At 63.5% G+C, this 24,556-nt stretch carries 23 protein-coding genes; 18 read left to right on the forward strand and 5 right to left on the reverse strand.

The window, feature by feature from the left end:
- The 8 genes from AB1N67_RS05320 (at window position 1) to AB1N67_RS05355 (ending at window position 7,964) form a co-directional block, all read left to right on the forward strand.
- The gene (locus tag AB1N67_RS05320; protein WP_043213758.1) at window positions 1-1,005 is read left to right on the forward strand and encodes a PleD family two-component system response regulator; all 1,005 of its coding nucleotides are present in this window, start codon (window positions 1-3) and stop codon (window positions 1,003-1,005) included.
- Window positions 1,006-1,141: 136 nt separating this feature from the next.
- Window positions 1,142-2,237 (forward strand): peptide chain release factor 2 gene (gene prfB / locus AB1N67_RS05325; protein ID WP_102082206.1). Its coding sequence is split into 2 segments (ribosomal slippage): window positions 1,142-1,213 and window positions 1,215-2,237, totalling 1,095 coding nucleotides; the frame shifts between segments, so codons are not numbered across the junction.
- A gap of 91 nt (window positions 2,238-2,328) precedes the next feature.
- Complete coding sequence (gene lysS, locus AB1N67_RS05330; RefSeq protein WP_043213762.1) at window positions 2,329-3,831, forward strand: lysine--tRNA ligase; 1,503 nt, start codon at window positions 2,329-2,331, stop codon at window positions 3,829-3,831.
- A 225-nt stretch (window positions 3,832-4,056) separates the two neighbouring features.
- The gene (locus AB1N67_RS05335) at window positions 4,057-4,761 is read left to right on the forward strand and encodes a TetR/AcrR family transcriptional regulator (RefSeq protein WP_367863854.1); all 705 of its coding nucleotides are present in this window, start codon (window positions 4,057-4,059) and stop codon (window positions 4,759-4,761) included.
- Window positions 4,762-4,807: 46 nt separating this feature from the next.
- Complete coding sequence (locus AB1N67_RS05340) at window positions 4,808-5,356, forward strand: hypothetical protein (RefSeq protein ID WP_043213765.1); 549 nt, start codon at window positions 4,808-4,810, stop codon at window positions 5,354-5,356.
- Window positions 5,357-5,468: 112 nt separating this feature from the next.
- Entirely contained in the window at window positions 5,469-6,746 is a 1,278-nt protein-coding gene (locus AB1N67_RS05345) for a flavohemoglobin expression-modulating QEGLA motif protein (protein ID WP_043213767.1), read from the forward strand.
- Complete coding sequence (locus tag AB1N67_RS05350) at window positions 6,718-7,641, forward strand: alpha/beta hydrolase (protein ID WP_043213769.1); 924 nt, start codon at window positions 6,718-6,720, stop codon at window positions 7,639-7,641. Before AB1N67_RS05345 ends, AB1N67_RS05350 begins: the two co-directional genes overlap by 29 nt.
- Entirely contained in the window at window positions 7,638-7,964 is a 327-nt protein-coding gene (locus tag AB1N67_RS05355; protein WP_043213771.1) for a hypothetical protein, read from the forward strand. The genes AB1N67_RS05350 and AB1N67_RS05355 overlap by 4 nt, the downstream gene beginning before the upstream one ends.
- Before the next feature lie 103 nt (window positions 7,965-8,067).
- On the opposite strand, the gene AB1N67_RS05360 is transcribed toward AB1N67_RS05355, so the two are convergent.
- The 3 genes from AB1N67_RS05360 to AB1N67_RS05370 all read right to left on the reverse strand — a co-directional run bounded on the left by AB1N67_RS05360 (window position 8,068) and on the right by AB1N67_RS05370 (window position 9,932).
- Window positions 8,068-8,859 (reverse strand): OmpA family protein, encoded by a 792-nt coding sequence (locus AB1N67_RS05360; protein WP_367863586.1) that lies wholly within the window; start codon window positions 8,857-8,859, stop codon window positions 8,068-8,070.
- Window positions 8,860-8,910: 51 nt separating this feature from the next.
- Window positions 8,911-9,324 (reverse strand): DUF4398 domain-containing protein, encoded by a 414-nt coding sequence (locus AB1N67_RS05365; RefSeq protein ID WP_043213775.1) that lies wholly within the window; start codon window positions 9,322-9,324, stop codon window positions 8,911-8,913.
- Between the two features lie 287 nt (window positions 9,325-9,611).
- The gene (locus tag AB1N67_RS05370) at window positions 9,612-9,932 is read right to left on the reverse strand and encodes a hypothetical protein (protein WP_090346043.1); all 321 of its coding nucleotides are present in this window, start codon (window positions 9,930-9,932) and stop codon (window positions 9,612-9,614) included.
- Window positions 9,933-10,096: 164 nt separating this feature from the next.
- Here AB1N67_RS05370 and ppc point away from each other — a divergent pair, with 164 nt between their 5' ends.
- The 7 genes from ppc (at window position 10,097) to AB1N67_RS05405 (ending at window position 17,243) form a co-directional block, all read left to right on the forward strand.
- Window positions 10,097-12,724 carry a phosphoenolpyruvate carboxylase gene (ppc, locus tag AB1N67_RS05375; protein WP_043213780.1) on the forward strand — a complete coding sequence of 876 codons (2,628 nt, stop codon included), beginning with the start codon at window positions 10,097-10,099 and terminating at the stop codon, window positions 12,722-12,724.
- A gap of 257 nt (window positions 12,725-12,981) precedes the next feature.
- The gene (adk, locus tag AB1N67_RS05380) at window positions 12,982-13,632 is read left to right on the forward strand and encodes an adenylate kinase (protein WP_043213782.1); all 651 of its coding nucleotides are present in this window, start codon (window positions 12,982-12,984) and stop codon (window positions 13,630-13,632) included.
- Between the two features lie 88 nt (window positions 13,633-13,720).
- Entirely contained in the window at window positions 13,721-14,395 is a 675-nt protein-coding gene (gene tsaB / locus AB1N67_RS05385; RefSeq protein WP_197853774.1) for a tRNA (adenosine(37)-N6)-threonylcarbamoyltransferase complex dimerization subunit type 1 TsaB, read from the forward strand.
- Between the two features lie 128 nt (window positions 14,396-14,523).
- Complete coding sequence (locus AB1N67_RS05390; protein ID WP_043213786.1) at window positions 14,524-14,811, forward strand: hypothetical protein; 288 nt, start codon at window positions 14,524-14,526, stop codon at window positions 14,809-14,811.
- A 3-nt stretch (window positions 14,812-14,814) separates the two neighbouring features.
- The gene (locus tag AB1N67_RS05395) at window positions 14,815-15,684 is read left to right on the forward strand and encodes a DUF72 domain-containing protein (protein WP_090346049.1); all 870 of its coding nucleotides are present in this window, start codon (window positions 14,815-14,817) and stop codon (window positions 15,682-15,684) included.
- Between the two features lie 31 nt (window positions 15,685-15,715).
- Entirely contained in the window at window positions 15,716-16,546 is an 831-nt protein-coding gene (locus tag AB1N67_RS05400; protein ID WP_336202819.1) for an isocitrate lyase/phosphoenolpyruvate mutase family protein, read from the forward strand.
- A gap of 40 nt (window positions 16,547-16,586) precedes the next feature.
- Window positions 16,587-17,243 carry an extensin family protein gene (locus AB1N67_RS05405; protein ID WP_367863855.1) on the forward strand — a complete coding sequence of 219 codons (657 nt, stop codon included), beginning with the start codon at window positions 16,587-16,589 and terminating at the stop codon, window positions 17,241-17,243.
- A 2-nt stretch (window positions 17,244-17,245) separates the two neighbouring features.
- On the opposite strand, the gene AB1N67_RS05410 is transcribed toward AB1N67_RS05405, so the two are convergent.
- Window positions 17,246-17,869: an energy transducer TonB gene (locus AB1N67_RS05410; RefSeq protein ID WP_070575202.1), complete on the reverse strand. Its 624-nt coding sequence runs from the start codon at window positions 17,867-17,869 to the stop codon at window positions 17,246-17,248.
- 94 nt (window positions 17,870-17,963) lie between these two features.
- Here AB1N67_RS05410 and AB1N67_RS05415 point away from each other — a divergent pair, with 94 nt between their 5' ends.
- A complete protein-coding gene (locus AB1N67_RS05415) occupies window positions 17,964-18,746 on the forward strand; it encodes a class I SAM-dependent methyltransferase (protein WP_043213796.1) in 783 nt (260 codons plus the stop codon).
- A 777-nt stretch (window positions 18,747-19,523) separates the two neighbouring features.
- Here the strand turns inward: AB1N67_RS05415 and AB1N67_RS05420 are convergent.
- Complete coding sequence (locus tag AB1N67_RS05420) at window positions 19,524-20,165, reverse strand: TetR/AcrR family transcriptional regulator (RefSeq protein ID WP_043215915.1); 642 nt, start codon at window positions 20,163-20,165, stop codon at window positions 19,524-19,526.
- Between the two features lie 169 nt (window positions 20,166-20,334).
- On the opposite strand from AB1N67_RS05420, the gene AB1N67_RS05425 reads away from it, so the two are divergent.
- Complete coding sequence (locus tag AB1N67_RS05425) at window positions 20,335-21,435, forward strand: efflux RND transporter periplasmic adaptor subunit (RefSeq protein WP_090346055.1); 1,101 nt, start codon at window positions 20,335-20,337, stop codon at window positions 21,433-21,435.
- A gap of 6 nt (window positions 21,436-21,441) precedes the next feature.
- A complete protein-coding gene (locus AB1N67_RS05430) occupies window positions 21,442-24,498 on the forward strand; it encodes an efflux RND transporter permease subunit (RefSeq protein ID WP_070572398.1) in 3,057 nt (1,018 codons plus the stop codon).
- The last annotated feature ends 58 nt before the right edge of the window (window positions 24,499-24,556 follow it).

Below are 24,556 nucleotides of genomic sequence, written 5' to 3' on the forward strand. Positions count from 1 at the left end.
ATGAATGATCTACCGATCGAAGGTTTCACGACCATCAACGAAAGTGCGGCGATGGTCCTGCTGGTCGACGATCAGGCGATGATCGGCGAGGCGGTGCGCCGTGGGCTGGCCCACGAGGAGAACATCGACTTCCATTTCTGCGCCGATCCCCACCAGGCGGTGGCCCAGGCCATGCGGATCAAACCTACGGTGATTCTCCAGGACCTGATCATGCCGGGGCTGGACGGCCTGACGTTGGTGCGCGAATACCGCAACAACCCGGCCACCCAGGATATTCCGATCATCGTCCTGTCGACCAAGGAGGACCCGCTGGTCAAGAGCGCGGCCTTCGCCGCCGGGGCCAACGACTACCTGGTCAAGCTGCCGGACACCATCGAGCTGGTGGCGCGGATCCGCTACCACTCCCGCTCCTACCTGACCCTGCTGCAACGTGATGAAGCCTATCGCGCGCTGCGGGTCAGCCAGCAGCAGTTGCTCGACACCAACCTGATGCTGCAGCGGTTGATGAACTCCGATGGCCTCACCGGGCTGTCCAATCGGCGCCATTTCGACGAGTACCTGGAGCTTGAATGGCGACGGGCGATACGCGAGCAACAACAGTTGTCGCTGCTGATGATCGACGTCGACTACTTCAAGGCCTACAACGACAGCTTCGGCCATTTGGCCGGCGACGAGGCCCTGCGCCAGGTCGCCGAGGCCATCCGCGGTTCCTGCTCGCGTCCCACCGACTTGCCGGCGCGCTATGGGGGCGAGGAGTTCTCCTTGGTGCTGCCCAATACCTCGCCCGGCGGTGCGCGGCTGATCGCCGAGAAACTGCGCCAGACCGTCCTGGGTCTGAACATCCCCCATACCGCGCCCGAGGCAGACGCGCGCCTGACAGTGAGCATAGGTCTTGCGACCCTCACGCCCAGCGTTGGCAGCCACAGCCGGCAGCTGATCTCGGCTGCGGACAAGGGGCTGTATCTGGCCAAGAACAATGGTCGCAATCAGGTGGGCGTTGCCTGACGCTCTTAGGGTCTGCCGCCAGCGTCCACACCATTAGCGGCGGCCCTCGCGGTTACCGCCCGGCGGGTCTGCCGTCGGGGCGAGGACTGCGTTATACTCGCGGGCTTTTCACCGAATTCGCACGAGTAGCCCGCCCATGGAAATCCAACCGATCCTGAACACCATCAAGGACCTCACCGAACGCTCCCAGTCCATTCGGGGGTATCTTTGACTACGATCAAAAAGCTGATCGCCTGATCGAAGTCAATCGCGAACTGGAAGACCCTGCCGTCTGGAACAAGCCCGAGTACGCTCAGGGCTTGGGCCGTGAGCGCGCCATGCTGGCGCAGGTCGTCGAGACCCTGGACAAACTGTCCAATGGCCTGTCCGACTGCAAGGACCTGCTCGACATGGCCGTCGAGGAAAACGACGAAGGCGCCGTCAACGACGTTGTGACCGAGCTGCAAGGCCTGGAAGAAAACCTGGCCCAGCTTGAGTTCCGTCGTATGTTCAGCGGCGAGATGGACATGAACAACGCCTACCTGGACATCCAGGCCGGTTCCGGTGGCACCGAGGCGCAGGACTGGGCCAATATCCTGCTGCGCATGTACCTGCGCTGGGCCGACAAGCGTGGTTTCGATGCCACCATCATCGAGCTCTCCGAGGGTGAAGTCGCCGGCATCAAAGGCGCGACCGTACACATCAAGGGCGAATACGCGTTCGGCTGGCTGCGTACCGAGATCGGTGTGCACCGCCTGGTGCGCAAGAGCCCGTTCGACTCCGGAGCCCGTCGCCACACCTCGTTCTCGGCGGTGTTCGTCTCGCCCGAGATCGACGACAAGGTCGAGATCGAGATCAACCCGGCCGACCTTCGCATCGACACCTACCGCTCCTCCGGTGCAGGTGGTCAGCATGTGAACACCACCGATTCGGCGGTCCGTATCACCCACGTGCCGACCAACACCGTGGTGGCCTGCCAGAACGAACGTTCCCAGCACGCCAACAAGGACACCGCCATGAAGATGCTGCGGGCCAAGTTGTACGAGCTGGAGATGCAAAAGCGCAATGCCGCCTCGCAAGCTCTGGAAGACAGCAAGTCGGACATCGGCTGGGGTCACCAGATCCGCTCCTACGTGCTCGATGACTCGCGCATCAAGGACCTGCGTACCGGCGTCGAGCGCAGCGACTGCCAGAAGGTCCTGGACGGCGACCTCGACCAGTACCTGGAAGCGAGCCTCAAGCAGGGGCTGTAAACCGCACACGACCGCCGCGATACGAGGCCCGGCCCGTATCGCGTGCCCTGCCCGACAGGGGCAACGAACACCTGATGGAAACAATGACGACATGAGCGACCTCAAGACCGAATCGCAAGACCTGCAACAGGAAGAAAACGCCCTGATCGCACTGCGCAAGGAAAAACTTGCCGCCGAGCGTGCCAAGGGCAACGCCTTCCCCAACGACTTCCGTCGCGACAGCTACTGCAACGACCTGCAGAAGCAGTACGCGGACAAGACCAAGGAAGAGCTGGAAGCAGCCGCGATTCCGGTCAAGGTAGCCGGTCGCATCATGCTCAACCGTGGCTCGTTCATGGTCATCCAGGACATGACTGGTCGCATCCAGGTCTACGTCAACCGCAAGACCCTGCCCGAAGAGACCCTGGCCGCTGTCAAGACTTGGGACCTGGGCGACATCATCAGTGCCGAAGGCACCCTGGCCCGTTCGGGCAAGGGCGACCTGTACGTCGAGATGACCAACGTGCGCCTGCTGACCAAGTCGCTGCGCCCGCTGCCGGACAAGCACCACGGCCTGACCGACACCGAGCAGCGCTACCGCCAGCGCTATGTCGACCTGATGGTCAACGAGGAAACCCGCCACACCTTCCGTGTCCGTTCCCAGGTCATCTCGCACATCCGCAAGTTCCTGATCGAACGCGACTTCCTCGAAGTCGAGACGCCGATGCTGCAGACCATTCCAGGTGGCGCGGCGGCAAAGCCGTTCGAAACCCACCACAACGCCCTGGACATGGCCATGTTCCTGCGTATCGCGCCGGAGCTTTACCTCAAGCGGCTGGTTGTGGGTGGCTTCGAGAAAGTGTTCGAGATCAACCGCAACTTCCGTAATGAAGGCGTCTCGACCCGGCACAACCCCGAGTTCACCATGCTCGAGTTCTACCAGGCCTACGCCGACTATCGCGACAACATGGACCTCACCGAAGAGCTGTTCCGCGAGCTGGCGCAACTGGTTCTGGGCACCACCGATGTGCCGTACGGCGACAAGGTGTTCCACTTCGGCGAGCCGTTCGCCCGCCTGTCGGTGTTCGAGTCGATCCTCAAGTACAACCCTGAGCTCACCGCCGCCGACCTGCAGGACGTCGACCGCGCCCGTGAGATCGCCAAGAAGGCCGGCGCCAAGGTGCTCGGCCATGAAGGCCTGGGCAAGCTGCAGGTGATGATTTTCGAAGAGCTGGTCGAGCACAAGCTGGAGCAGCCGCATTTCATCACCGAGTACCCGTTCGAAGTGTCGCCGCTGGCCCGTCGCAACGACGAGAACCCTGCCGTCACCGATCGCTTCGAGCTGTTCATCGGTGGCCGCGAGATTGCCAACGCCTACTCCGAGCTCAATGACGCCGAAGACCAGGCTGAGCGTTTCCTGGCCCAGGTGGCCGAGAAGGACGCCGGTGACGACGAGGCCATGCACTACGATGCCGACTTCGTTCGCGCTCTGGAATACGGCATGCCACCTACCGCAGGTGAAGGCATCGGCATCGACCGCCTGGTCATGCTGCTGACCAATTCGCCGTCGATCCGTGATGTGATCCTGTTCCCGCACATGCGTCCACAGGCCTGAGCATCCTGAACAAGCCGCCTTTCGGGGCGGCTTTTTCATGCCTGCGGTTCGAAAGTGACTGATTGGTCACGGCGCAGGTGCCGAGTCGTTTTTGAAGCACCACCGAACCTATCAGGCGTGGCCTTGATCGTAATTGGGCCGCAACAAGCTACAACCGTCTTTACTCAAAGCAGAGGGGATCGACCCTCACCGAGATTCAACGAGGTATTCATCGTGACTCCCGCAATGGCCCAACAAGGCGCGGCAGGCGTGGCAAGCGCCGTCGCCGAAAGCGTGCAATACCAGGGGCGCAAGACAGCCCGCCAAGGCAGCGAGCAGCGCCGGCAGCAAATTCTCGACGCGGCAATGCGCATCATCGTGCGTGACGGCGTGCGCGGTGTACGTCACCGAGCGGTGGCCGCCGAGGCCGGCGTTCCGCTGTCGGCGACCACTTATTACTTCAAGGACATCGAAGACCTGCTGACCGACACCTTCGCTCAGTACGTCGAGCGCAGCGCCGCCTACATGGCCAAGCTCTGGGCCAGTTCCGAAGTGGTGCTGGGCCAGTTGCTCGCCCAGGGCGACGGCAGCCCCGCGGCCCGGGCACGCCTGGCGGACGAGGTGGCGCGCATGATGGCCGATTATGTCAGCCGTCAGTTGCACACTCGGCGTGACTTCATCATGGCCGAGCAAGCCTTCCGCCAGGAGGCCTTGCTGTGCCCGCGTCTGGCTGAACTGGTCAGCGCCCACGAGCAGATCCTCCTGCACGGCGCACGGCAAATGCTGCAGGTGGTGGGGTCGCGTCAGCCCGAGCAGGATGCTCAGATGTTGACGGCCATAATCGAGCAGATGGAATATCAGGGCCTGCTCAAGGATGCGAATGCGCAAGCCGATGGGCAGATGCTCGCTATCCTTACCCGATATCTGCACCTGGTGCTGGCATCGGCCTAGGCCACGACCGGCCCGAGGGGCGACCGATCTTTTCAAGGAGAACCTGATGAAAGCCTGGCGTCTGGTGTTGTTGACTTTGTCATTCCTGCTGCTCGGTGGATGTCTGGTGACCTTCCATGAGCCTCTGCCCAGCAACCAGGCAGCGCCCAAGGCTCTGCTTGGCAAGTGGAGCAGCAAGGACGCCTGGGGCGAGCCGCTCAAGCTCAGCATCAGCCGTGTGGGCGGGGATGCCTATAAAGCGGTGGCCACGGCCAAGGGCAAGGCGCCGGAAGAATATGTCTTTACCGTGTCCCAGCATGGCAATCGCTGGTATCTGTCGGCCGGTGTGCCCAAGCGCCTGGGCGGCAACTTCCTGATCGGCGGCTTCGAGGTCGTCGATGGCAAGGAACTTGTGCTCTACAACCTCGATGTCGACCAGGTGCAGCAGGCGGTCAAGAAGAAGGAGTTGACCGGACGCAGCACCGAGGTGCCGGAGGACAACGGCGAAGGTGTGCTGATCGACAGCCCGTCGGCGCGGGTGCTGGCCTATCTGGACGATCCGGCCAACTCCGACCTGTTCGTCGAGGTGGCACGCTTCCAGCGAAGTGGCAAATAGCGCACTATCGCTGGCTTGGCTGGCCTCTTCGCGGGCGTTCACGCTGTACCTGTGGGAGCGGGTCTGTCCGCGAAGGGGCCGAGCACGAGCTTGATTCAACAAGGAGTCCGGGGTGGACGAGTACCAGCAGACCATACGCGCGCTCTCCGACCGCATCGTCGCGGCGCAGACGCCCATCCGCGTGCTCGATGCGGTGAAGTGGGACGACAATATCCGCAACGGCTTTCTCAAGGCCAAGGGCAAGGAGCCCCCGGCCGTGGACCGTGCCTATTACCAGGGGCGACCGCTGTCGTTCGATTCCAACTCGGTGAAGGCCGAGTTCCAGAGCATCGAGCGCGACATCACTCGCCAGCTCGGTCAGTTCAACCCGGTCGGGCAGATCATGCGGCGCATGTGCAAGGAGTACCGCATGGTGGTGCGCATGCTCGAAGCCCGTGGCACCGAGGATTTCGGCCTGATTTCCCAGGAGCTGTATGGCGCGGCCTCCGACGCCTTCCATGCCGGCGACCCGACCCTGGCCGACCTGGGCCTGATGCTGTCCGATTATCTGAACAACATCGACGGCCGGGGCGACCTGAAGGACGAGCCGAAGAACCTTACCGCCAAGGAAGCCGTAGCGATCCTTCAGCGGCGCTTGAACAAGGTCTTCGGCGAGGCCGAGGAGACCATCCGCGTGTTCGAGTCCGACGGTATCGTGGCCGACGCTGCGGCCGGTGCCGATTACATCAAGGTGCGTGCCGACGCGATGTTCAACAGCCGAGACGTGCGCGCACTGGAGGTCCACGAAGGCCTGGTGCACGTGGGCACCACACTCAATGGCCTCAACCAGCCGATCTGCACGTTCCTGGCGAAGGGGCCTCCCTCGTCGACCGTGACCCAGGAAGGGTTGGCCATTCTCATGGAGGTGATCGCTTTCGCCTCCTACCCCAGCCGCCTGCGCAAGCTCACCAACCGCACCCGGGCCATCCACATGGTGGAGGAGGGGGCGGACTTCTTGCAGGTCTACGAGTTCTTCCGCGGCCAGGGCTTCGAGATGGCCCAGAGCTACAGCAATGCCAGCCGGGTATTTCGCGGGTCGGTGCCCAACGGACTGCCATTTACCAAGGACTTGTCCTATCTCAAGGGTTTCATCATGGTTTACAACTACATTCAGTTGGCCGTGAAGAAAGGCAAGCTCGAGCAGATCCCGCTGTTGTTCTGCGGCAAGACCACCCTGGAAGACATGCGCACCTTGCGTCAGTTGGTCGAGGAGGGCCTGGTGGAGCCGCCCAAGTACCTGCCGGAACAGTTCCGCGACCTCAACGCCCTGTCTGCGTGGATGTGCTTCTCCAACTTCCTCAACCACCTGAGCCTGGATCGTATTGAAGCCGACTACGCGAACATTCTCTGAAGCCTGTCGCCGCCTCATCCTGGGCTTGCTCGTGCTGGGATTGTCGGGGTGTAGCAGCTTGTTGTTCTTCCCGGAGCCGGGCCTGCCGTTCACCCCGCAGAAGGCGAAGCTCGAATTTCGTGACGTGACCCTCATCGCCGCCGACGGTACGCGTCTTCACGGCTGGTGGATGCCGGTCAAGCCAGGGGTCCAGGTCAAGGGCACGGTATTGCACCTGCATGGCAATGGCGGCAACCTGGCCTGGCATCTGGGCGGCAGCTATTGGCTGCCGGAGCAGGGCTACCAGGTGCTGATGATCGACTATCGCGGCTATGGCCTCTCCCAGGGCAAGCCGAGCCTGCCGGCGGTTTACCAAGACATCGAGGCGGCCATGGATTGGCTGGACAACGCCCCGCAGGTCCAAGGCAAGCCCTTGGTGCTGCTGGGCCAGAGCCTCGGCGGCGCCATGGCCATTCACTACCTGGCGGCCCATCCTGAGCAACGTCAGCGCTTCAGTGCGCTGGTATTCGACGGTGTACCCGCCAGCTATCGGGAAGTGGGGCGCTTTGCCCTGAGTACGTCATGGCTGACCTGGCCGTTGCAGGTGCCATTGTCCTGGCTGGTGCCGGACGGCGACAGCGCGATCCGCTCGATCGAGCGCCTGGACACCCCGCCCAAGCTGTTTTTCCACAGCATCGACGACGACCTGGTGCCCATGGACAGCGGCATCCGTCTGTACCAGCACGCCCCGCCACCTCGGGTGCTGCAACTGACCCGAGGCGGGCATGTGCAGACCTTCGCCGACCCGACGTGGCGCCAGGTGATGCTGCGCTTCCTCGACGACCCCAGCCATTTCGATGGCCTTCGGCGACTAGCCGAAGTGCCCAATTACCCTGATGAGAAGAACGCGCAATGAGTGAAGAACGCAACGCCATCCCGATGATCCTGACCGCCGTGGGTACCATCATCGTGACGGTAGGGACCCTGTGGTATTACGGTTACTTGCATTTCGCCAAGCCCGAGGACGCCCTGTTGCTGCAGGACTACACCATGCTCAAGACCCTCCCCGGCGAGGACTACAAAGTCTCCCTCGACCCGGCGCCCCAGGTGGCGCAGTGCGTCGATGGCGTGCTGGTGCTGTTCGACACCCAGCAGAAGGGCCTGACTGGCGTGCTGGTGGACAACCGCAAGCGTGCCATTCGCTGTATGGGGCAGGAGACCCCGCAACAGCTGCAATGACCTGCGTTCTGGATGCCTTCGCGGCGAAAGCCGCGAAGAGCCAGGACAGACAAAGAAAAGCCCCGCGACGATCGCGGGGCTTTCTTGTTTCATTGTGCCAGCCTTACTGTTGGATCTGGCTTACCGAACGCGGCTGCACCGGCTGGTTGTCATTGGAGATGGTCACCTCCACCCGACGGTTCTGGGCGCGGCCAGTGTTGCTGCCATTGTCGGCGACTGGGTACTCCTTGCCGTAACCCTGGGCGACGATGCGTGCCGGGTCGACACCTGCGCGTACCAGGGCCATGCGCACGCTGTTGGCGCGTCGTTCCGACAGGCCTTGGTTGTAGCTCGCCGAGCCGAGGCTGTCGGTGTATCCCTCGACGATGACCTTGCGCTCAGGGTTTTCCTGGAGGAACTGGGCCAGCTTGGTGATGTTGGGGTAGGCGCTGCTCTTGAGCTCGGCCTTGTTGAAGTCGAACAGTACATCCCCGAAGGTCACCAGGGTGCCTCGATCAGTCTGCTTGGCGTTGAGGCTTTCCTGCAGCTTGCGGATCTGTGCGTCACGGGCGTCCAGGCGGGCCTGAGCGCGTTGTGCGGAGGCGTTCTTCAACTCGTTTTCAGCCGAGCGCAGGGCGATGGTCTGTTTGGCCACTTCCACGCGCTGGTTGGTCAGGTAGGCCAACTGGTCGACTGTCTTGTCGTCCTCGCGCTCCATGAATGCCTTGTCGGCTTTGTTCAGCCAGTCCTGGGCGTCCTTGGTCTCGAGGGCCGCCAGCTTGCTGGCCTGCGGATCGCTTTGCAGGCTGGAGAAGTTGGTGCGGGCGGACTCGAGATTGGGGTTCGGATCATGGGCGCAGGCAGCAAGGCCTACGCACAGGGCCAGCAGGGTGGGGATCATGAGGTAATTGCGCATAGTGTTCATCCTTTGATCAATGACGAAGGCTCAAACGGGGCAGGGCAGCGCTCATTCGGCGCTGCGCAGGCCTTCCTCGCGAAGGTCCTGGACACCTTCACGGCTGTCCTGCAGGGCCTTCTGCGCCTTGGCGGCCTGAGCCTTGCGCTCGGCCACGCGTGCATCCCACTCGGCTTGTTCAGCCAAGCGCTTGGCTTCGTCGTACTGCTTGTCATGCATGGCGATCTCGGCCTGCTTGAACTTGTCCTGGGCAGCCTTCATTTCCACGGCGGCAAACTCGGTGCCACCGGCGCTGACCGCGGAATTGACCGCGGACTGGGTGACGGCGTATTGCTCGGAGGGCGGTTTTCCGGCACAACCGGCCAGCAGCAGGCTGCCGCCCAGCGCCAGCGCGGCGAGCTTGAGCCCGCGCAGCGGCGTGGAGGAGGGGTGAGGTGTGCGGGTCTTCATGATGGTCAGCTCCATGGGATCACTCCTGTTTACGACGGTATCCTTAGCAGTCCATCGCTTTTTCCCTGTCATCTGCGCGCATTTCGGCCGAACTGTGCACAACGGCGTGTGTGCAGGGTTTTAGCGTGATGGCTACAGGCTGTGACTTGGGCTTTTTTCCGATAGTTCAGAAAAAAATGCCGAGCCTGTGCAGACGTGCAGGGACCGTGGAAGGGGATCGGTGGCAAATCAAGACTGTGCGACAAGGCGAACGGGGCGAGGCGGGGCAGCAGTCCCGTGCCCCGCCAACGCGGGGGCAAGTGTCAACTCGAAAGACTTTTCGACAGTGCCTGTTCGGCCTGCACGTAGGCGGGTGTCTTGCCGATGTCGGCGTAGATCTCCTCGCCCTCCTCGACACGGATCACCTGCGAGCCTTTGACGTAGGGGATGGCCTTTTCCGCCTCCTTGATGGCGGATTGCAACAGGCTCTCCGTGACGAAGGCCTCGTCCAGCCCGTAGGCCTGCGCGAATGCCTTGATCTTGACCAAGTCCTGCTTGTGCAGGGTAAGGGTGTATTCGACGCGTTCGCAGCTCTCGCGGGCCTTGGATTCCCAGCTGTCCAGCATGTGCCTGAAGGTGTCCATGGAAAACTCCTCGCTCGAAACCTGAAGTGGGCATGACTTCGGATGCCTTGCATTCACTTTAGTTGCTCGGTGCCGAACCGGCTTGCCAGTACGGCCTTGCCATGGGCACTCTTGGGCAATGTTCCTGAGCGGATGCGCGGTGAGCCGCGCCGGAGAGAAGGCCGATGACCGATATCGATGTACGCTTGCGTGAGGATGTCCATCTGTTGGGTGAACTGCTGGGCGAGACCATTCGCCAGCAGCATGGCGAGGCGTTCCTGCAGAAGATCGAAGACATCCGCCACAGTGCCAAGGCCGACCGCCGTGGCGCTGCAGAGCAACTGAGTTCGACCTTGGGCGATCTGGCCGACGACGACCTGCTACCGGTGGCTCGGGCTTTCAACCAGTTTCTCAACCTGGCGAACATCGCCGAACAGTACCAGTTGATCCGCCGTCGCGATGTTGGCCAACCCGAGCCTTTCGAAGCGCGCGTGCTGCCGGAATTACTGACCCGGCTGAAGCAGGCCGGTCATTCGGACGATGCCCTCGCCAGGCAGTTGGCCAAGCTGGACATCCAGCTGGTGCTCACCGCCCACCCCACCGAAGTGGCCCGCCGTACACTGATCCAGAAATACGATGCCATCGCCGGCCAGTTGGCTGCGCAGGATCACCGTGACCTGACACCTGCTGAGCGCCAACAGGTGCGTGAGCGCTTACGGCGTCTGATCGCCGAGGCCTGGCACACCGAGGAAATCCGGCGCACCCGGCCGACGCCGGTGGACGAGGCCAAGTGGGGCTTCGCGGTGATCGAGCATTCCTTGTGGCAGGCGATCCCTAACCACCTGCGCAAGGTAGATCACGCGTTATTCGAAGCGACTGGTCTGCGCTTGCCGCTGGAATCCGCGCCGATCCGTTTCGCCTCCTGGATGGGCGGCGATCGCGATGGCAACCCCAATGTCACCGCGGTGGTGACCCGCGAAGTGCTGCTGCTGGCCCGCTGGATGGCGGCTGACCTATTCCTGCGTGACATCGACTACCTGGCTGCCGAGCTGTCGATGCAGCAGGCCAACAATGCCCTGCGCGAGCGCGTGGGTGACAGTGCCGAGCCTTATCGTGCGTTGCTCAAGCAAGTGCGCGAACGCCTGCGCGCCACCCGTGCCTGGGCCCACGCGGCGCTGAGCAGCGCCCAGGCACCTGGGGCCGATGTGCTGACCAGCAACCGCGAGCTGATCGAGCCGCTTGAGCTGTGCTATCAGTCCCTGCATGAATGCGGCATGGGTGTCATCGCTGACGGCCCGCTGCTCGACACCTTGCGCCGGGCCGTGACCTTCGGCTTGTTCCTGGTGCGCCTGGACGTGCGTCAGGATGCCGCCCGGCACCGCGACGCGCTGACCGAAATCACCGACTACCTGGGCCTGGGGCGCTATGCCGACTGGGACGAGGAACAGCGCATCGCGTTCCTTCAGGCGGAACTGAAAAACCGCCGGCCGTTGTTGCCTGCGCACTTCAAGCCCGACGCCGAGACTGCCGAAGTGCTTGCCACCTGCCGCGAGATTGCCGCCGCGCCGGCGGCTTCGCTGGGATCCTATGTCATCTCCATGGCCGGTGCCGCATCCGATGTGCTGGCTGTGCAATTGCTGCTCAAGGAGGCCGGCCTGACCCGGCCCATGCGCGTGGTGCCGCTGTTCGAGACCCTCGCCGACCTGGACAACGCCGGGCCGGTGATGGCGCGCCTGCTGGGCCTGCCGGGCTATCGTGCCAGCTTGCATGGACCGCAGGAGGTGATGATCGGGTATTCCGACTCGGCCAAGGACGCAGGTACCACAGCGGCGGCCTGGGCCCAGTACCGGGCTCAGGAAAACCTCGTGCGCATCTGTCGAGAGCATCAGGTCGAGCTGCTGTTGTTCCATGGCCGTGGTGGCACTGTCGGCCGAGGCGGCGGGCCAGCCCACGCGGCGATCCTGTCGCAGCCACCCGGCTCGGTGGGCGGGCGGTTCCGCACCACCGAGCAGGGCGAAATGATCCGCTTCAAGTTCGGCCTGCCCGGCATCGCCGAGCAGAACCTCAACCTGTATCTGGCCGCCGTGCTCGAGGCGACCCTGTTGCCGCCGCCACCCCCGCAGCCCGCCTGGCGCGAGCTGATGGACCAGCTTGCTGCCGACGGCGTCAAGGCGTATCGCGCCGTGGTGCGGGAAAACCCCGACTTCGTCGAGTACTTCCGCCAGTCCACGCCGGAGCAGGAGCTCGGACGCCTGCCGCTGGGCAGCCGTCCGGCCAAGCGCCGTGCCGGCGGCATCGAGAGCCTGCGTGCTATTCCGTGGATCTTCGGCTGGACCCAGACGCGCCTGATGCTGCCGGCCTGGCTGGGCTGGGAGACGGCCCTGAGCAATGCCCTGGCGCGTGGGCAGGGCGAGCTGTTGGGACAGATGCGTGAACAGTGGCCGTTCTTCCGCACCCGAATCGACATGCTGGAGATGGTGCTGGCGAAAGCCGATGCCGAGATTGCCAAGGCCTACGACGAACGTCTGGTGCAACCGCACTTGCTTTCCCTGGGGGCACATCTGCGCGACCTATTGTCGCAGTCGTGCCAGGTGGTGCTGGGGTTGACCGGGCAATCGGTGCTACTGGCTCACAGCCCCGAGACCCTGGAGTTCATCAGCCTGCGCAATACCTATCTGGACCCGCTGCATCGCCTGCAGGCCGAATTGCTGGCGCGCTCTCGGAGCCGGGAAGCCGCTCTGGACAGCCCATTGGAGCAGGCCCTGCTGGTCACGGTGGCGGGTATCGCCGCAGGTCTTCGCAATACCGGTTGAGGCGTTCGGCGGCTGACCTTGGCTGGGGGCCGCAGGCCCCTCGGCCGAGGTTGTGCTGGCAGGTTGCGCCGGGCGCAACCGCGCCGTGAAACGGGCCCAAGTGGCGATTTCCTGCAACTTTGGGACGCTTGTCTGGTTGCTGGGCGCTGTGTATCTTGAGCAGCCTTTTGACCGATTTTCGGTCTCACCCGATTTTTCGGACTTGGCCTTCTGCGCCGAATCCGTTGATTTACATAGAAAAATATGAGGAGCACAAGATGCGCGTAATTCTGCTGGGAGCTCCCGGGGCCGGTAAAGGTACTCAGGCAAAGTTCATCACCGAGAAGTTCGGTATTCCACAGATCTCCACCGGTGACATGCTGCGTGCCGCCGTCAAGGCCGGCACCCCGCTGGGCCTTGAACTCAAGAAAGTCATGGATGCCGGCCAGCTGGTTTCCGACGAGCTGATCATCAGCCTGGTCAAGGAGCGCATCGCCCAGCCGGATTGCGCCAAGGGCTGCCTGTTCGACGGCTTCCCGCGCACCATTCCCCAGGCCGAGGCCATGGTCGCGGCAGGTGTCGACATCGACGCCGTGATCGAAATCGCCGTTGACGACGAAGAGATTGTCGGCCGCATGGCCGGCCGCCGTGTGCACCTGGCTTCGGGCCGTACCTACCACATTCAGCACAACCCGCCGAAAGTGGAAGGCAAGGACGATGTCACCGGTGAAGACTTGATCCAGCGCGACGACGACAAGGAAGAGACCGTGCGTCACCGCCTGTCGGTATACCACAGCCAGACCAAGCCGCTGGTTGACTTCTACCAGAAACTCTCGGCCGCCAACAACGGCAAGCCGAAGTACAGCCACATCGAAGGTGTCGGCTCGGTCGAGGCGATCACTGCCAAGGTGCTGGCAGCCCTGAGCTGATCCATCTCCGTGCGTCACGACGGCCCGCTTGCGGGCCGTTGTCGTTTATACTGCCGCTCTTTTCCCCGTTGCCTGGATACCTCGTTCGATGACCACCCTGCTGGCCCTGGATACCGCTACCGAAGCCTGTTCCGTCGCTCTGCTGCATGACGGCAAGGTGACCAGCCATTACGAGGTGATCCCGCGCATGCACGCGCAAAAGCTGCTGCCGATGATCAAGCAGTTGCTGGCCGAGTCAGGCGTGGCGCTCAGCGACGTGGATGCCATTGCTTTCGGGCGTGGCCCCGGGGCGTTCACCGGGGTGCGGATCGCCATCGGTGTGGTCCAGGGCCTGGCCTTCGCTCTCGAGCGCCCGGTGCTGCCGGTCTCCAACCTGGCGGCGCTGGCCCAGGGTGCGCTGCGTGAGCGCGGGGTGCAGCAGGTCGCCGCCGCCATTGATGCCCGTATGGACGAGGTGTACTGGGGCTGCTATCAAGCCCATGACGGCGAGATGCGCCTGGTAGGGCGCGAGGCGGTGTTGCCGCCAGAACGTGTGCAGCTACCGGAGGCCTGCACCGGCGAGTGGTTCGGCGCCGGCACCGGATGGGGTTATGGCGAACGGCTGGCCGTGCCGGTGAGCGCAAGCGATGCCAGCTCGCTGCCCAACGCCCTGGACATCCTCGAGCTGGCCCGCTTCGCTTGGGCACGCGGCGAGGCCATCCCGGCCGAGCAGGCGCAACCTGTGTACCTGCGCGACAACGTAGCGACCCCCAAGGTGCGCTGAGCCTCTCGTCAGTCGGCGCAGCGACGTCGCAACCTTTTGTGCGAACTGTGGTCCAGTTATCAATTGGGCATTAGCGAGGGATCTCTGATGCTGCTAAATTGCCATCATTGATCCTGAGTGCCTTGTCCATGCGTATCGATGGTTTCTCCTCCCAGTCCTATCCGATCAAGCGCACCCCGCGCAAGGCACCGGTGCGCGACGAGACCATCGACGATGCCGAACTGGTCGAGGACGTCGAAGCCCCTCAGGAGCCCCGCACCAACCGCCGTTCCGGTGGTCTGCCAGCCCGCCAGCAAGACATGATCTTTCCTCGTGCCCGTGATCGACGCACTGCTACCGCTCTGGCCAGCTACCTGGCCACCGCCGGCTTCACCGACTGGGAGATGGAAGTGCTGGGGTTGGACCTGTACATTTGATGGATGAATCCATCGCCCCTGCCTTACTTTCTCGGTTGTCCGTCCTGGAGCGAAAACGCCTGGCGCGACTACCTCTATCCCGCCGACGCCCGTCCTGCTGAATTTCTCGGCCTGTACAGCCGGGTGTTCAATGCCGTCGAAGGCAACACCACCTTCTATGCTCGTCCCGCGCCTGCCACGGTGGAGCGTTGGGCGCAGGTCATGCCCACGCATTTTCGCTTCACCGCCAAGTTTCCGGGTGATGTGACCCATGAGGGTGACCTGCGTGAGCATCTGGAGTCCGCGCTTGCATTCACCCGGCTGATGGCGCCGTTGGGCGAGCGGGTTTCGCCGTACTGGTTGCAGCTATCGGCCCAGTTCGGCCCTTCGCGGCTTGGCGAGCTGTGTCATTTTCTCGACCAAATCGGCGTGCCGGTGGCGGTCGAGGTGCGCAACGAGGCGTTTTTCGCCCGGGGCGAAGAGGAGCGCCAGCTCAACCGGCTGTTGCACGAGCGGGGTGTCGAGCGCATCTGCCTGGACCCACGGGCGCTGTTCAGTTGCACCTCGCGCGAGCCGGGTGTATTGCATGCACAGTCCAAGAAACCACGGGTCCCGCCACGTCCGGCTGCATTCAGCCAGCACCCTCAGGTGCGATTCATCGGGCATCCGGTGCTGGAGGCCAACGAGAGCTTTCTCACGCCCTGGGTGGAAAAGGTTGGCGCCTGGATCGAAGAAGGACGCAGTCCCTATGTCTTTTTGCATACCGCCGACAACCTGCAGGCCGCAGCCCTGGCCCTGCGTTTTCATGAGCGTCTGATGGCGCGTTTGCCGGGTCTTGACCCTTTGCCGGAATTGCCGCGTGCGCCCGAGGTCGAACAACTGGGACTACTCTGACGACTCCTGACTATCTGCCGAGGTTGAGACCATGGATGTGCAAACCCTGCGAGCCGAAGCCTTCAAGGCCATGCATGAGCGTGAGGGCGCTTTCGTCATTCCCAACCCCTGGGACGCAGGTTCTGCCCGCCTGCTGGCAAGCCTCGGCTTCGAGGCCCTGGCCACCACCAGTGCAGGTTTGGCGTTCAGCCTGGGGCGGCCGGATGCCGAAGGCGCCTTGAGTCTGGAGGAAACCCTGAGTAACGCCCGGTCGATCGTCGATGCGACTCCGTTACCTGTGGCCGCCGATCTGGAAAACGGCTTCGGTGACCTGCCACAGGATTGTGCCGAGACGATCCGGCGCGCGGCCGAGGTAGGGCTGGTGGGCGGCTCGATCGAAGACGCCAGCGGTCGCTGCGACGACCCTATCTACGACTTCGGTTTGTCGGTGGAGCGGGTGCGCGCCGCCGTGCAGGCTGCTCGTGCGCTGCCGTTTCCCTTCACCCTCTGCGCCCGCGCGGAGAACCTGCTGCACGGGCGCCTGGACCTGGATGACACCATCCGGCGCCTGCAAGCCTATGCCGAGGCGGGTGCCGATGTGCTTTATGCCCCAGGCCTGCGCGACGTCGAAGAAATCCGCGCCGTGGTGCAGGCGGTCGCGCCCAAGCCTGTCAACGTGCTGATGGGGCTGGCTGGTGTGCCGCTTAGCGTGAACCAGTTGCAGGACCTGGGGGTGAAGCGCATCAGCGTAGGCTCCTCGCTCGCACGCGCCGCGCTGGGAGCGTTGCAGCGGGGGGCGCTGGAGATCCGTGATCAGGGCTCGTTCGGCTACAGCGCGCAGGCCCTGCCGTTTGCCGAGCTCAACGACCTGTTCCGTCGCTGAGGCGCCCGTGCGTGTTGCCACGCTGCTGGTTGTCGGCCTGATGACAATGGCGGTCCTGGCGTGGTATCTGGGCTGGCGACCACCTGCCGCCTGGAACCCCTGGGCGGTGCTGGACGTGCGCCAGCCGCCCAACTTCCTGACGCCCTACAAGCTCGCGCGCCTGCGCGAGAACCCACGTTTGTGCCTGCAGGCCTTGCAGACATCGGCCTTGCGCTACCGGCCACAGGCCGACAGCGCGCCCACGGCCAATTGCCCGCTGCGCAACGTGTGGCGAATCGAAGCTGGCGAAGCGCGCCTTAGCAGCAGCTTCCTGGCGTCTTGCCCATTGGCGGTGGCCTACGCGTTGTTCGAAAAGCATGGACTGCAGCCCGCGGCGCAACGAATTTTTGGCCAGCCCGTGGCCCAGGTCGAGCACTTGGGCAGCTTTGCCTGCCGAAATGTGTACCACCGTAAACAAGGTCGGCTCAGCCAGCATGCCAGCGCCAATGCATTGGATATCACGGGTTTTCGCCTCAAGGATGGACAACGCATCGTGCTGGCGAGGGATTGGCAGAAGGGCGGGGAGAAGGCGGCGTTTTTACGGGAGGTCCATGACGCGGCCTGCAACAGTTTCAATACGGTGCTGGGGCCGGACTACAACGCGGCGCACCACAACCACTTTCACCTGGACATGGGGCTCTGGCAGGTCTGCCGCTGAGCTCAGGCGTGCGTGCGCACGTTGTTCAGCACTACCGGGCGCGCCCAGTGAAGGTCGAACTCCAGATCGTTCTGCTGTTTGGCCAAGGTGGGTTCGTCGTAGGGCTCGGGGGCGTTTTCCAACAGATCCGTTTCGAACTCGGCGATGGGCAGGAACAACGCCCGCGGCGACGGCGCCGGGCCAGGCTCGGGAAGCGGATGGCCCTGACTCATGACCACTGGGCGCAACCAACTGTTGCTCAAGTCGAGCTGGCGCTGTTGTTCGATCAGTTCGGCGGTGCTGAACGGCTCGGGTGCGTTTTCCAGCAATTCGGTCTCGAATTCGGCCTTTGGCAGGAACAGCGGCTCGGGCGGCTTGACCTCGGTGTCGTGGACATCGCAGCTACGCTGGACATGGATCTGCGCCAGGGTGCGCACACCGCCCAGTGGTTCACCGCTTTCCTTGTCGACCTGCTTGGCGATGGCTTGGCTGACCGGGTCCGCTTCCGTCCCTTGCTGCTCGGCCAACGCGCGGGCGAAGAAATCCTGCCACAGGTGGCTTACGCCCCCGAGTGCCTGGGTGTTCTGTCGACCGTAGTTGCCGACAGGCGACAGGTAGGTCAAGCCGATGGGAAGGGTTTCTGACATGGCAGTCGCGCGCGTTGTGCTCTGGCAGAATAGCGGATACTGCGTGTATCGGCGGTGGCCGGGATTTCATTAATTTTTTCGAGTGCGCGAACCGATGGTGGAGCTAGAGCAGGGCATGGGTATCAGGGTCGAGGCGTTGTCGGCTGAGTTCCAGGCCCAGGCACAAGTGTGGGCCGAGCGCCTGGGTGTGCCGCTGGTGGATGACGAGGCGGGGTTTGCCGTGCAGGTCGGGCCTGATGGGTTGCAGATCCAGCAGCTAGGGCCGCAGGCGCCGGGACCGGTGCGGGTGGACTTCGTCGAAGGACAGGCGGCGCATCGACGGCTCTATGGCGGGGGTAACGGACAGATGATCGCCAAGGCCGTCGGCATCGCCCAAGGCGTCCGCCCCCAGGTGCTCGATGCCACTGCAGGCTTGGGCAAGGATGCGTTCGTGCTGGCCAGCCTGGGCTGCCAGATGACCCTGATCGAGCGCCAGCCGCTGATTGCCGCTTTGCTCGAGGATGGGCTGGCGCGGGCGCGTGGGGATGACGAGGTGGGGGCGATCGTCGAGCGCATGCACCTGCTGACCGGCAACGCCATCGAGCGCATGCGCGCCTGGGAGGGCGAGCCACCCCAGGTGATCTATCTCGATCCGATGTTCCCGCATCGGGACAAGAGCGCGCTGGTGAAGAAGGAAATGCGGGTGTTCCGGCCCTTGGTCGGTGATGACCTGGATGCGCCGGCGTTGTTGGAGGCGGCGTTGGCGTTGGCTTCCCACCGGGTTGTGGTCAAGCGGCCACGCAAGGCGCCCATTATCGATGGGCCCAAGCCGAGCCACAGTCTGGAGGGGAAATCGAGTCGGTATGACATTTATCCCAAGAAGGCGCTCAAGGCTTGATTAGGTTTGGGGCTGCGGCTGGGGCTGGGGCTGGGTTGTGGTTTTGAGGTTTGTGGGCTTATCCGTTTGATTTGTCGACGCTGATTCACCTTTCCGCCCTTACGGCGGGTCACTTTTGGTCTTGGCCAAAAGTAATCAAAAGCCGCGCGCCCCTGCATCCGGCCCGGCGCTTCGCACCGGGTCCCCTCGCTGCGGTGTCTTACGGGGCCTCGCGGCCTCCGGCTGGCTGCGCCAGCCTCCATCTCGCGACTTCGGCTACCGCCGAAGGGCGCTACGCGCCTGCCCCTACAGACACCTCCGCTCGGCCTGCTGATGGGGCGCAAGTTACGGGCGGCGTCTGGGTTGGCGTTGTTTCATTCAGGGGTTTTTGTGGGGTATGTTCCGCCCATCGCGGGTAAACCCGCGAAACACCGGCACAAACAACAAATTAATCAGCTTGTTTGCCGTTGCTGTTGCTTTTGATGCGCGATAGTCCAGGCGCCACCCATCGCGACCTCAGGAGGCCGAGTGGAGGTGTCTGTAGGGGCAGGCGCGCAGCGCCCTTCGGCGCAGCCGAAGTTGCGAGATGGAGGCTTGCGCAGCAAACCGGAGGCCGCGAAGCCCCGAAAGGCAGCGGAGCGCAGGGAACCCCGGAGCGCAGCGCAGGGGCCGGATGTGGGAGGCAGCGGTTTTTGCCTACTTTTGCCCAAGAGCAAAAGTAGGTCGCCGTAAAGGCGAAAAGCGCCGGTGGTGCCACCGCAAACACCGGATATTCACACAGCCTCAAAGCCCAAGCCCTTAAACCCGGTACCCCCGCATGAACAACCCAACCACCTCCCGCACATGCACCTCCGCCTCCTCCACCGTCAACGCCGGCGCACACCCCAGCAGCAGCCGATAATCCGGCGCCCCCTTCACCAAGCAGAAGAAATGCTCAGCCGCCCGCAAGGGATTGTCGATCGCCAGCAACCCCCGCTGCGCGACACTGGCCAGCAGCGCTTCCATCCCGGCCAGCACCCGCTTGGGCCCCGCCTCCCAGAAGTACTCGCCAAAGCCAGGGTCCTGGTTCCCCAAGGCAATGATCAACCGGCTCAACTTGACCGACTCGTCACTGCTGATCAACGCCTGAAACCCCCGGGCAATATTCAGCAGCACCTGTTCCAGCGGAACGCCTTCGGGCAGCTCGAAGATCAGGTCAGGCAGTTGGGTCTGACACGTCGCCATGACGGCCGAACCAAACAGCGTCTGCTTGTCGTTGAAATGGCTGTAGACCGTGAGTTTTGAAACACCTGCCGCCGCAGCGACCGCATCCATGCTGGTGTTCGCATAGCCAAGACTCAGGAACAAGGTCTTGGCGGCTTCGAGGATGGCCTCGCGCTTGGCCAGGTCCTTGGGCCGGCCAGGGCCAGTGGGTGCGTCGTTGGACATGGGAATCCGCATCATGATGAAAAGTCCCCCATCTTAACGGGTCGCAGCGCATCCGGCTGCTAAAGGCGTGGATGGTTAATACGTTTTTCTCTGTGTTACCCGCTTCCCGACCCTGGTGTCCTGACTTAATATACTCGCCAGTATAAATATTCGAGGCGCTCCTCGCGAAAGGACATCCATCATGTTGCGTCATGCCGTGCCCATCGTTTTACCCGCCACCTTGGCGTTGCTGCTGGTCGCTTGCGGTCAGGAGGCCGCGGCCCCTGCTGTGCCGCGCCCGGCGTTGGTGGTCCAGCCCCAGCCAACGGGTGCTTCGGCCGACAGTTATCCCGGCGAGGTGCGGGCTCGCTTCGAGCCTGAGCTGGCCTTTCGCATTGGCGGCAAGGTGAGCAAGCGCCTGGTGGAGGAGGGGCAGCGGGTCAAGGCCGACCAGCCGCTGGCCGAGCTCGACCCACAGGATGTCCGTCTGCAACTGGAGGCCAACCGCGCCCAGCTCGCTGCCGCCGAAGCCAACCTGGCCCTGGTGCGGGCTGAGCGCGATCGCTACCAGAAGCTGCTGGAGCGGCAGATGGTCAGCCGTTCCCAGTACGACAACGCCGAGAACCTCTATCGCGCAGGCCAGGCGCGTCTCAAGCAGGCCAAGGCGGAATTCGACGTGGCCGGCAACCAGGCGGAGTACGCCGTGCTCCGGGCACCTCAAGCAGGCGTGATCGCCAAGCGTCAGGTCGAGGTGGGTCAGGTTGTGGCGCCAGGGCAGACCGTGTTCACCCTGGCCGCCGATGGTGAGCGAGAAGTGCTCATCGGCCTGCCGGAGCAGCAATTCGCCCGCTTTGGCGTGGGGCAAACGGTGAGTGTGGAGCTGTGGTCGCACCCGAACGCGCGTTATCCGGGGCGCATCCGTGAGCTGTCTCCGGCGGCCGATCCTCGCTCGCGTACCTTCGCTGCGCGGATTGCCTTCACCACCTCCAGCACGCCGGCCGAGCTGGGGCAAAGCGCGCGAGTGTTCATTGCCCACGCTGAACGCGCGCCGCTGTCGGTGCCGCTTTCGGCGGTTACGGCCGAACAGGGGCAGGCCTACGTCTGGCGCATCGGCAAGGACAACCGCCTCGAACGCGCGGTGGTGCGCCTGGGCCCTTATGGCGATGACAGCGTGCCGGTGCTCGAAGGGCTGAAGGCGGATGACTGGGTAGTGGCCGCAGGTGGCCATGTGTTGCGCGAGGGCCAGCAGGTCCGGCCCGTGGACCGTTCCAACCGTGATGTGAACCTGGCGACCAAGGAGTAATTCCCGATGGGTTTCAACCTTTCCGCCTGGGCCTTGCGCAACCGGCAGATCGTGCTGTTCTTGATGATCCTCCTGGGCGCGATTGGCGCGATGTCCTACACAAAGCTGGGGCAAAGCGAGGATCCACCGTTCACCTTCAAGGCCATGGTCATCCGCACGATATGGCCGGGTGCTACCGCCGAGGAGGTCTCCCGGCAGGTCACCGAGCGCATCGAAAAGAAACTGATGGAAACCGGCGAGTACGAGCGGATCGTGTCGTTCTCGCGTCCAGGCGAGTCCCAGGTGACGTTCATGGCCCGGGACTCCATGCACTCCGATGCCATCCCCGAGCTGTGGTACCAGATCCGCAAGAAGGTCGCGGACATTCGCCATACCTTGCCGCCCGAGATTCAGGGGCCGTTCTTCAACGATGAGTTCGGCACGACTTTTGGCAACATCTATGCACTGACAGGTCCCGGGTTCGATTACGCCGTGCTCAAGGACTACGCCGACCGTATCCAGATCCAACTGCAGCGGGTCAAGGACGTGGGCAAGGTCGAGCTGATCGGCCTGCAGGACGAAAAAATCTGGATCGAGCTCTCGAACCTCAAGCTGGCCACCCTCGGCGTGCCGTTGCAGGCGGTGCAGCAGGCGCTGAGCGAGCAGAACGCGGTGAGCACCGCAGGTTTCTTCGAGACCCCCAGCGAGCGTTTGCAGTTGCGTGTCAGCGGACGTTTCGACAGCGTCGAGCAGATTCGCCAGTTCCCGATCCGCGTAGGTGATCGCACCTTCCGTATCGGGGATGTGGCCGAGGTCCATCGCGGCTTCAACGACCCACCTGCGCCACGCATGCGCTTCATGGGCGAGGACGCAATCGGCCTGGCGGTCTCGATGAAGGACGGTGGCGACATCCTGGTGCTGGGCAAGGCCCTGGAAGGCGAGTTCGCCCGCCTGGCGCGCAACCTGCCGGCGGGCATGGAGTTGCGCAAGGTTTCGGACCAGCCCGCTGCGGTGAAGGCAGGGGTAGGGGAGTTCGTCCAGGTCCTGGTCGAAGCCCTGGCCATCGTGCTGCTGGTGAGTTTTTTCTCCCTGGGCCTTCGCACCGGCCTGGTGGTGGCCCTGGCCATTCCACTGGTGTTGGCCATGACCTTCGCCACGATGCATTACTTCGGCATCGGCCTGCACAAGATCTCCCTTGGCGCACTGGTGCTGGCGCTTGGGCTGCTGGTGGACGACGCCATCATTGCCGTGGAGATGATGGCGATCAAGATGGAGCAGGGGTTCGACCGGCTCAAGGCGGCGAGCTATGCCTGGTCCAGCACGGCATTCCCGATGCTCACTGGCACCTTGATCACGGCGGCGGGCTTCCTGCCGATCGCCACGGCGGCCTCCAGTACTGGCGAATACACACGTTCTATCTTCCAGGTGGTGACCATTGCCTTGCTGACGTCCTGGGTGGCCGCGGTGGTCTTCGTGCCTTACCTGGGCGACCGCCTGTTGCCAGACCTGGCCAAGCGTCACGCCGAGGGCGCGCACGGTCCGGATCCTTATGGCACGCCGTTCTACCAGCGTGTGCGCCGCGTCGTGGAGTGGTGCGTACGCCGGCGCAAGACAGTGATCGTGCTGACGGTCGCGGCTTTCGTTGGCAGCATCCTGCTGTTCCGCTTCGTGCCCCAGCAGTTCTTCCCGGCCTCGGGCCGGCCCGAACTGATGGTCGACCTCAAACTCACCGAAGGCGCATCCCTGGCCAATACGACCGAGCAGGTCAAGCGCCTGGAGGCACTGCTCAAGCAGCAGGATGGCATCGCCAACTATGTGGCCTATGTCGGCACGGGGTCGCCGCGTTTCTACCTGCCGTTGGACCAGCAATTGCCGGCGGCGAGCTTTGCCCAGTTCGTGGTACTGGCCAAGAGCCTGGAGGATCGTGAAGCCCTGCGCAGCTGGTTGATCGCCACGCTGGATGCGCAATTCCCCGAGCTGCGTGGACGGGTCACCCGTTTGGAGAACGGTCCGCCGGTGGGCTATCCGGTGCAGTTCCGGGTGACGGGCGAGCATATCGAGAAGGTTCGTGCCCTGGCGCGGGAGGTAGCGGTCAAGGTGCGCGAGAACCCCCATGTGGTGAACGTGCACCTCGATTGGGAGGAGCCGAGCAAGGCGGTGTTCCTGGAGATCGACCAGGACCGCGCCCGGGCCTTGGGCGTAAGCACCGCGCATCTGTCGAGCTTCCTGCAAAGCTCGCTGACCGGCACCACGGTCAGCCAGTACCGCGAAGACAACGAACTGATCGAGATCCTGCTACGCGGCACCGGCCAGGAACGCCGTGAGCTGGGCAACCTCGGCAGCCTCGCGCTGCCCACCGACAACGGCCAGAGCGTGGCGTTGTCCCAGGTGGCGACCTTGGAGTACGGCTTCGAAGAAGGCGTGATCTGGCACCGCAACCGCCTGCCCACGGTGACCGTGCGGGCCGACATCTATGACAAGGAGCAGCCGGCTACGCTCGTCAAGCAGATCCTGCCAACCTTGCAAACGGTGCGCGATACCTTGCCCGAGGGTTACCTGCTGGAAGTCGGTGGCGCCGTGGAAGATGCCGAGCGCGGCCAGCGTTCGGTGAACGCCGGCATGCCACTGTTCATCGTGGTGGTGCTGACGTTGCTGATGGTGCAGTTGCGCAGTTTTTCGCGCACGGTGATGGTGTTTCTCACCGCGCCCTTGGGGCTGATCGGTGTGACGCTGTTCCTGTTGGTGTTCCGGCAGCCTTTTGGGTTTGTCGCCATGCTCGGCACCATCGCACTGGCGGGGATGATCATGCGTAACTCGGTGATCCTGGTCGACCAGATCGAACAGGACATCGCGGCGGGGCTGGATCGCTGGCAGGCGATCATCGAAGCTACGGTGCGGCGCTTCCGACCGATCGTGCTCACCGCCCTGGCGGCGGTATTGGCAATGATCCCGCTGTCGCGCAGCGTGTTCTACGGGCCGATGGCGGTGGCCATCATGGGCGGGTTGATCGTAGCGACCGTGCTGACGCTGTTGTTCCTGCCAGCGCTGTATGCGGCGTGGTTCAGAGTGAGGAAAAGCGGCTAGCTGGGAGCGGCAAGCGGCAAGCCACAAGGGGGACGAGCCACGCAGGCCTCGCGTCTTG

The sequence above is a fragment of the Pseudomonas guariconensis genome (genome assembly GCF_040822035.1).
GTDB lineage: Bacteria > Pseudomonadota > Gammaproteobacteria > Pseudomonadales > Pseudomonadaceae > Aquipseudomonas > Aquipseudomonas guariconensis.

What these genes read in the sequence shown, in the direction of transcription:
- AB1N67_RS05405 (WP_367863855.1), top strand. Translation starts at nt 16,587, where the DNA reads ATGACAATGGCGGTCCTGGCGTGGTATCTGGGCTGGCGACCACCTGCC.
- AB1N67_RS05370 (WP_090346043.1), bottom strand. Translation starts at nt 9,932, where the DNA reads ATGGACACCTTCAGGCACATGCTGGACAGCTGGGAATCCAAGGCCCGC.
- AB1N67_RS05415 (WP_043213796.1), top strand. Translation starts at nt 17,964, where the DNA reads ATGGTGGAGCTAGAGCAGGGCATGGGTATCAGGGTCGAGGCGTTGTCG.
- AB1N67_RS05400 (WP_336202819.1), top strand. Translation starts at nt 15,716, where the DNA reads ATGGATGTGCAAACCCTGCGAGCCGAAGCCTTCAAGGCCATGCATGAG.
- AB1N67_RS05360 (WP_367863586.1), bottom strand. Translation starts at nt 8,859, where the DNA reads ATGCGCAATTACCTCATGATCCCCACCCTGCTGGCCCTGTGCGTAGGC.
- tsaB (WP_197853774.1), top strand. Translation starts at nt 13,721, where the DNA reads ATGACCACCCTGCTGGCCCTGGATACCGCTACCGAAGCCTGTTCCGTC.
- AB1N67_RS05355 (WP_043213771.1), top strand. Translation starts at nt 7,638, where the DNA reads ATGAGTGAAGAACGCAACGCCATCCCGATGATCCTGACCGCCGTGGGT.
- lysS (WP_043213762.1), top strand. Translation starts at nt 2,329, where the DNA reads ATGAGCGACCTCAAGACCGAATCGCAAGACCTGCAACAGGAAGAAAAC.
- AB1N67_RS05335 (WP_367863854.1), top strand. Translation starts at nt 4,057, where the DNA reads ATGGCCCAACAAGGCGCGGCAGGCGTGGCAAGCGCCGTCGCCGAAAGC.
- AB1N67_RS05430 (WP_070572398.1), top strand. Translation starts at nt 21,442, where the DNA reads ATGGGTTTCAACCTTTCCGCCTGGGCCTTGCGCAACCGGCAGATCGTG.
- AB1N67_RS05425 (WP_090346055.1), top strand. Translation starts at nt 20,335, where the DNA reads ATGTTGCGTCATGCCGTGCCCATCGTTTTACCCGCCACCTTGGCGTTG.
- AB1N67_RS05420 (WP_043215915.1), bottom strand. Translation starts at nt 20,165, where the DNA reads ATGCGGATTCCCATGTCCAACGACGCACCCACTGGCCCTGGCCGGCCC.
- AB1N67_RS05365 (WP_043213775.1), bottom strand. Translation starts at nt 9,324, where the DNA reads ATGGAGCTGACCATCATGAAGACCCGCACACCTCACCCCTCCTCCACG.
- ppc (WP_043213780.1), top strand. Translation starts at nt 10,097, where the DNA reads ATGACCGATATCGATGTACGCTTGCGTGAGGATGTCCATCTGTTGGGT.
- AB1N67_RS05395 (WP_090346049.1), top strand. Translation starts at nt 14,815, where the DNA reads ATGAATCCATCGCCCCTGCCTTACTTTCTCGGTTGTCCGTCCTGGAGC.
- AB1N67_RS05390 (WP_043213786.1), top strand. Translation starts at nt 14,524, where the DNA reads ATGCGTATCGATGGTTTCTCCTCCCAGTCCTATCCGATCAAGCGCACC.
- AB1N67_RS05340 (WP_043213765.1), top strand. Translation starts at nt 4,808, where the DNA reads ATGAAAGCCTGGCGTCTGGTGTTGTTGACTTTGTCATTCCTGCTGCTC.
- AB1N67_RS05320 (WP_043213758.1), top strand. Translation starts at nt 1, where the DNA reads ATGAATGATCTACCGATCGAAGGTTTCACGACCATCAACGAAAGTGCG.
- adk (WP_043213782.1), top strand. Translation starts at nt 12,982, where the DNA reads ATGCGCGTAATTCTGCTGGGAGCTCCCGGGGCCGGTAAAGGTACTCAG.
- AB1N67_RS05410 (WP_070575202.1), bottom strand. Translation starts at nt 17,869, where the DNA reads ATGTCAGAAACCCTTCCCATCGGCTTGACCTACCTGTCGCCTGTCGGC.